This window comes from Nevskia soli, assembly GCF_903970205.1.
In the GTDB taxonomy this organism is placed as follows: Bacteria; Acidobacteriota; Terriglobia; order Bryobacterales; family Bryobacteraceae; genus Bog-113.
Genome location: NZ_CAJCHS010000349.1, coordinates 1 through 5,446 on the forward strand (window position 1 = coordinate 1; position 5,446 = coordinate 5,446).

A 5,446-nucleotide genomic window follows, 5' to 3' on the forward strand; every position below is an offset into this window, starting at 1 on the left:
TAGATGCGCCGCGCCCGCGATTCGCGTTTTAAAACGTTGCTTGAAAGTATTTGAAATCGCATTTGAATTGTGTTTGAAAGGATAAACTTAGTGTTGAAGCGGGTCGGAGTGGCGCGGTTCGTGCGTAAAGCCTTCCGTTCATATGACCGCGTGGTTATTCTATGCAGTCGCCGCGGACGCTGGAACTGAAAGAGAAACGGCATAAGCGGTAAGGATGCAGATCGAGCGCATCCAGCCACGAAGCAACACGGTCATATGGGTACTAGTCTGGGACGCTTGGGTCGAAGCGGCGCCAATTACTTTTGTACCTTTCTGTCGCGTAAGGCTCACCGTATAAGCTAATCTCGTGCATCATTGGGTCGCTGTACTCGTAATTTCATCGCTTGCCCTGGTAACAGAGTCGAGCGCAAACGCGCAGAGCATCCGTTACGACGAAGCGCGCCACATCTGGCTTCTCACCACGAAGCAGAACTCCTATGCGATCGGTGTCGATTCCAACGGCGCTCTGCGAAACCTCTATTGGGGCGCGCCGCTCTGGCGCATGGACGACCTCCCACCGGTGCTGCCGCGCCGCGAGTTATCGTCCTTCGACCCGCCGCAGATGATGGAGAACGAAGAGTTCCCCGGATGGGGCGGCACGCGCTACTTCGAGCCCGCGATTAAGATGACTCGCGCGGATGGCGACCGCGATCTGGTCCTCAAGTACGCTTCGCAGAAGATCCTGGGAGACAAGCTCGACATCGATCTTAAAGACATTCACGACGAAGTAGACGTCACGCTGCATTACACCGTCTATCCGGACTACGGCATCATTAGTCGCAGCGCGACGGTCCGCAATAGCACGGCGGCGCCTTTTACTCTGGACAGCGCGCAGTCGGCTACCTGGTATCTGCCGCCGGGCGATGGATATCAGCTAACCTATCTCAGCGGCCGCTGGGCGGCCGAAACGCAGATCAATCGCGAGCCGATCCACGAAGGCGACAAGGTGCTTGAAAGCCGCAAGGGTCACACCAGCCATAACTTCAACCCGTGGTTTGCGATCGATCACGGCGATGCTGCCGAGGAATCCGGGTCCGTCTGGTTCGGCGCGCTGGCCTGGAGCGGCAACTGGCGCATCACGGTCGAGCAGACTCCCTATCGCCAGGTGCGCGTCACGGGCGGGTTTAATACCTTCGATTTTCAGTACCCGCTGAATCCGGGTGAATCGGTCGACACCCCCGAGTTCTATGCGGGGTATGCAGCCAACGGGCGCGGCGCCGCATCAAGGCTGCTGCATCGTTTCGAGCGTGAACAGATTCTGCCCGGCGGCCTGACATCGCGCACGCGTCCCGTACTCTATAACTCGTGGGAGGCGACGACCTTCAATGTCAACGAGCCCGGGCAGATACAACTTGCCGATAAAGCCGCCAAGTTAGGCGTCGAACTCTTTGTTATGGATGACGGCTGGTTCGGTAAGCGTAACAACGATCGCGCCGGTCTGGGCGATTGGGTGGTCAACCCCGCTAAGTTCCCGCAAGGTTTGACCGGATTGATCAAACATGTAAACGATCTCGGGATGGACTTCGGTCTCTGGGTGGAACCCGAGATGGTCAACCCGGATAGCGATCTCTATCGCAGGCATCCCGATTGGGTGATGAACTTCGCCGGACGGCCGCGCAGCGAGCTGCGCAATCAGTTAGTTCTGAACCTGGCGCGCGATGACGTCAAAGAGTATATCTTCCAGTCGCTCGATAAACTCGCGAGCGAGAACAACATCAAATACTTTAAGTGGGACATGAACCGTCCTTTCGCCGAACCCGGTTGGCCGGAGGCGGGACCCGCCAATGAGCGCAAGCTTTGGATTACTTACGTTCGCAATCTCTACGAGATCATCGACCGCTTGCGGCGGAAGCATCCGAAGCTTGAGATTGAATCCTGCTCCGGCGGAGGCGGCCGCGTTGACCTGGGTATCTTGCGCCGCGTGGACGAAGTCTGGACCTCCGACAACACCGAAGCGTTCGACCGTCTGCGGATACAGGAAGGTTTCTCCCAAGCCTATGCGCCTAAGATCATGTCGGCCTGGGTGACGGATGTTCCCAATCAGAACGGCCGCAGCACGCCGCTGCAATACCGCTTTCTCGTCGCCATGCAAGGCGCGCTGGGGATCGGAGCGAACCTGAATCACTGGACCGACCACGACGCCGCTCTCGGTACGAAGATGATCGCGCTCTATAAGAGCATCCGGAACACGGTGCAACTGGGCGATCTCTACCGGCTGCTATCGCCGATAACTAATGATGTTACAGCCAACCAGTACGTCTCGAGCGATGGCAAACAGGCGGTGCTGTTCGCTTTCCGCCACTCGCAGGAATTCAACACGCCCGCGCCTGCCATTCTCTTGCACGGCTTGGACGAGAAGGCCGTTTACCGGCTCGAATCGGTCGACGGCAAGCTGATCGATCGTCAAGGCCCGCTCAGCGGCGCCTATCTGATGCATAACGGCGTGCACCTGAATCTGCGGGGGGATTTCGACAGTACGGCCGTCGTCTTCGAACGAGTCCCTTAGCAGCCTGTGTTGAAACCGGCTCCCTCACGGTCGCGGCTCTGTAACGCAATGAATCTCTGTAACGCAATGACTCTCTGTAACGCAATGAATCTACTGAGCCGCGCGCGTAAGCAAGCGGTCTTCCCGGACTTTCGACACGGGTTGTTAGAGAGCGTAACTTTCCGGCGGGCGCAACGAACTCTATAGCAGAGGCAATTTATGGCAGGTCTTACTCGCAGACAACTGTTCGCCGCGCTTGGCGCCGGCCGCCTGCTCTTCGCGAATTCGCTGCGGCAGTCGCAGGTTTCTGTCGTGCGTTTCGACAAAGCCGGCGTCAGGCAAGGTCTGGTGACAGTAGATAAGTATGTTCTCAGCGATGAGGAGTGGAAGCAGCGACTGAGCCCGCGGCAGTTCGATGTGACGCGCAGAGCAGGAACGGAATCGCCCTTTACGGGGCCGTACTGGAACAACCACCAGCACGGGCTTTACCGCTGCGTTTGTTGCAGTAACGCCCTGTTCAGTTCGGATACCAAGTTCGAATCCTTCACCGGATGGCCCAGTTTCTGGGAACCGGTCGCGCCGGAGAACATTGAGACCGCTGACGATAATAGTTACGGAGTGCGCATTGAAGTCAAATGCCGGCGGTGCGATGCCCATCTCGGGCATGTTTTCGACGACGGGCCGAAGCCGACCGGCCTGCGCTATTGCATGAACGGCACGGCGCTGAATTTCGAAAGGTTGTGATTCCATGAAACGAAACTACCTGTTACTTGCACTTACGATTGGCCTCGGTGCGTTTGTGTTGCTGCCAGCCGAGCAAACCCCCAAGTCGCGGCCCGCCGTATTGGTAGAGCTGTTTACGTCAGAGGGTTGTTCGAGCTGCCCGCCCGCGGACAGGCTTCTCGAATCCCTCGAGAAGAGTGAGCCTGGTTCCGGCGTGGATGCGATCGTACTGAGCGAGCACGTCGATTACTGGAATCACGACGGCTGGGTGGATCCCTACTCATCGTCTAAGTGGAGCGACCGCCAAAGTACTTACGTTGCGCGCTTCGGAGTCAATAGTGTCTACACCCCGGAAATGGTGGTCGACGGCGCCACGGAGTTTGTCGGCAGCGACAAAGGCCGGGCGCTAAGCGCGATTGCCGCGGCCGCGAAGGCTCCCAAAGCTGAGGTGAGTCTCACGCTAACTTCCGATTCCAAGGTGCAAATCGATGTAAGCAGTCTGCCTGCCGCCGCGAAAGGTCCTGCCGATGTCTATCTTGCTGTCGCAAGGAACGAGGCAAGTTCACAGGTATCGGCGGGCGAGAACGGCGGCCGACGTTTGCATCACGTTGCGGTTATCCGTAGTCTCCAGCTGGTTGGAACGTGCAAGCCCGGCGAGCCTTTTCAACGCGCAACATCATTCAGCCCGGGAAAAGATATTGACCCCAACCAACTGCGGCTGATTGCGTTCGTGCAGGAACGCAACCAGGGGCGGGTACTTGGCGCGGCCATGCGGAGTATGCAATAGATCGTAACTTCTTCGGGTCCAAATCGAATACTCAATCGAAAGGCACGAAAAAGGAGACTTAACAAACATGCGTAACAGGATAGGAACAGCTTTGGTGGCCGCGGGACTATTCAGCGGCTTAGCCCTGGCCCCGGCATTCGCGCAGGACCAATCAACGATGTCGGACGGCAAGATGGCGGGCGGGAAAATGTCGCATCAGCAGATGATGGACAAGATGAACAGCATGTCAGCCGATGACAAAGCGGCGATGTTCGATAAGATTTCCTCGAAAGACCAGATGTCGGCGATGAAGATGTCCGGCCATGACATGAGTAAGATGTCGCATCAGGAAGCGATGGACGCGATGAGCAAGATGTCGGCCCAGGACAAGGCTGCAGCTTTCGATAAGATGCCGACGAGTAAGAAGATGGCCGCGATGAAGATGAGCCAAGGTGCGATGGCGCATTAACAAAGTAAATCAAACGTTTTCTGGTTATGGGGGCGTTTAATACCCGCCCCCGTTGCTGCAAGCTATTCCACGGTTAGATAAGCCCTGGCCACGTCCCCGTTGTACCCTTGCAAGGTGATGTAACCCTGGCCCGCCCGACGCCCGTCACGCTCTCGGGTCCAAACGCCGCCTGCGCGACGGGACGCGAAACGGCGAACGATCCGGATTCATCTGCATTAGCCGCATCCAGCAGATTCTTGCTTGTGCTGTCGCCGAAAAGATGTACTTGTTCGCCGGGAGCAAAACCGGTTCCGCAGAGCATTACTTCGCTTCCGACCTTACCGGTGCCGGGAGTCGCCGAAACCACCGCGGTTTCGAAAACGGCTTGGCCGATCTTCATTCCTTCCGTATACAAGATTGCGCCGTCCGGCCCCGTTGTGATCCCCATAGGTAAAGTGTTAGCAGTCGGAATCGAATACTCGGTTAGCGCTCCGGAAGTGGTCACGCGGCCAAGCGAGTTATTCCCCGCGTCACCGAACCAAAGAGGGTAGTGAAACCGAATAGAGTTAGGACGCACGAAGCAATCCGTGGTTGGTTGTTAAACATCATTTTGTATTTGTACTTTAGTCTGTAAGTGGTTAGTGGTTAGTTCAGAGTCAGTTTGAACACTGTGCCCTGCCCGGCCGGTCCTTGACCCGTATAAGTTGTGCTGCCATATAACGCGCCCTTGGGTCCCGCCGTCAGGGGAGCCACGGGATAGCCGCCGTCCGCCCCGTTAGTGAAGGTATGAACGGTGGTCTCCGTCCACGCGCCGCCCGCAACGGTTGGCGGAGTCAGCTCAAACAGGGTTCCGTAACCGGCCGGACCGCCGCGCGAAGCTACCCCATACAGCGATCCATTCTTTCCGAACACGACTCCCCCGACCGGTCTCGACCCATCCGCGCTGCCCGTAAAGCTATAAAGCAAGGTCTCGGTCCATGGGGCG

6 protein-coding genes are annotated in these 5,446 nt (G+C 57.4%); 4 read left to right on the plus strand and 2 right to left on the minus strand.

Annotated elements, in window-relative coordinates:
- Positions 1-346 precede the first annotated feature (346 nt).
- The 4 genes from H1Y01_RS15385 to H1Y01_RS15400 all read left to right on the plus strand — a co-directional run bounded on the left by H1Y01_RS15385 (position 347) and on the right by H1Y01_RS15400 (position 4,482).
- The gene (locus H1Y01_RS15385) at positions 347-2,545 is read left to right on the plus strand and encodes an alpha-galactosidase (protein WP_219341589.1); all 2,199 of its coding nucleotides are present in this window, start codon (positions 347-349) and stop codon (positions 2,543-2,545) included.
- Between the two features lie 198 nt (positions 2,546-2,743).
- Positions 2,744-3,268, plus strand: coding sequence for a peptide-methionine (R)-S-oxide reductase MsrB (gene msrB / locus H1Y01_RS15390; RefSeq protein WP_180541398.1), 525 nt, complete (start codon positions 2,744-2,746; stop codon positions 3,266-3,268).
- Positions 3,269-3,272: 4 nt separating this feature from the next.
- The gene (locus H1Y01_RS15395; protein ID WP_180541399.1) at positions 3,273-4,034 is read left to right on the plus strand and encodes a DUF1223 domain-containing protein; all 762 of its coding nucleotides are present in this window, start codon (positions 3,273-3,275) and stop codon (positions 4,032-4,034) included.
- A gap of 67 nt (positions 4,035-4,101) precedes the next feature.
- The gene (locus H1Y01_RS15400; RefSeq protein WP_180541400.1) at positions 4,102-4,482 is read left to right on the plus strand and encodes a hypothetical protein; all 381 of its coding nucleotides are present in this window, start codon (positions 4,102-4,104) and stop codon (positions 4,480-4,482) included.
- A 73-nt stretch (positions 4,483-4,555) separates the two neighbouring features.
- On the opposite strand, the gene H1Y01_RS15405 is transcribed toward H1Y01_RS15400, so the two are convergent.
- Both H1Y01_RS15405 and H1Y01_RS15410 read right to left on the minus strand, forming a co-directional pair.
- Entirely contained in the window at positions 4,556-4,909 is a 354-nt protein-coding gene (locus H1Y01_RS15405; RefSeq protein ID WP_219341590.1) for a hypothetical protein, read from the minus strand.
- 197 nt (positions 4,910-5,106) lie between these two features.
- Positions 5,107-5,446 (minus strand): choice-of-anchor tandem repeat GloVer-containing protein (locus H1Y01_RS15410; protein WP_219341591.1); only part of this gene is annotated, 340 nt, incomplete at its 5' end.

Coding starts and splice junctions, on each gene's coding strand:
- msrB (WP_180541398.1), top strand. CDS start 2,744: ATGGCAGGTCTTACTCGCAGACAACTGTTCGCCGCGCTTGGCGCCGGC.
- H1Y01_RS15400 (WP_180541400.1), top strand. CDS start 4,102: ATGCGTAACAGGATAGGAACAGCTTTGGTGGCCGCGGGACTATTCAGC.
- H1Y01_RS15405 (WP_219341590.1), bottom strand. CDS start 4,909: ATGGGGATCACAACGGGGCCGGACGGCGCAATCTTGTATACGGAAGGA.
- H1Y01_RS15395 (WP_180541399.1), top strand. CDS start 3,273: ATGAAACGAAACTACCTGTTACTTGCACTTACGATTGGCCTCGGTGCG.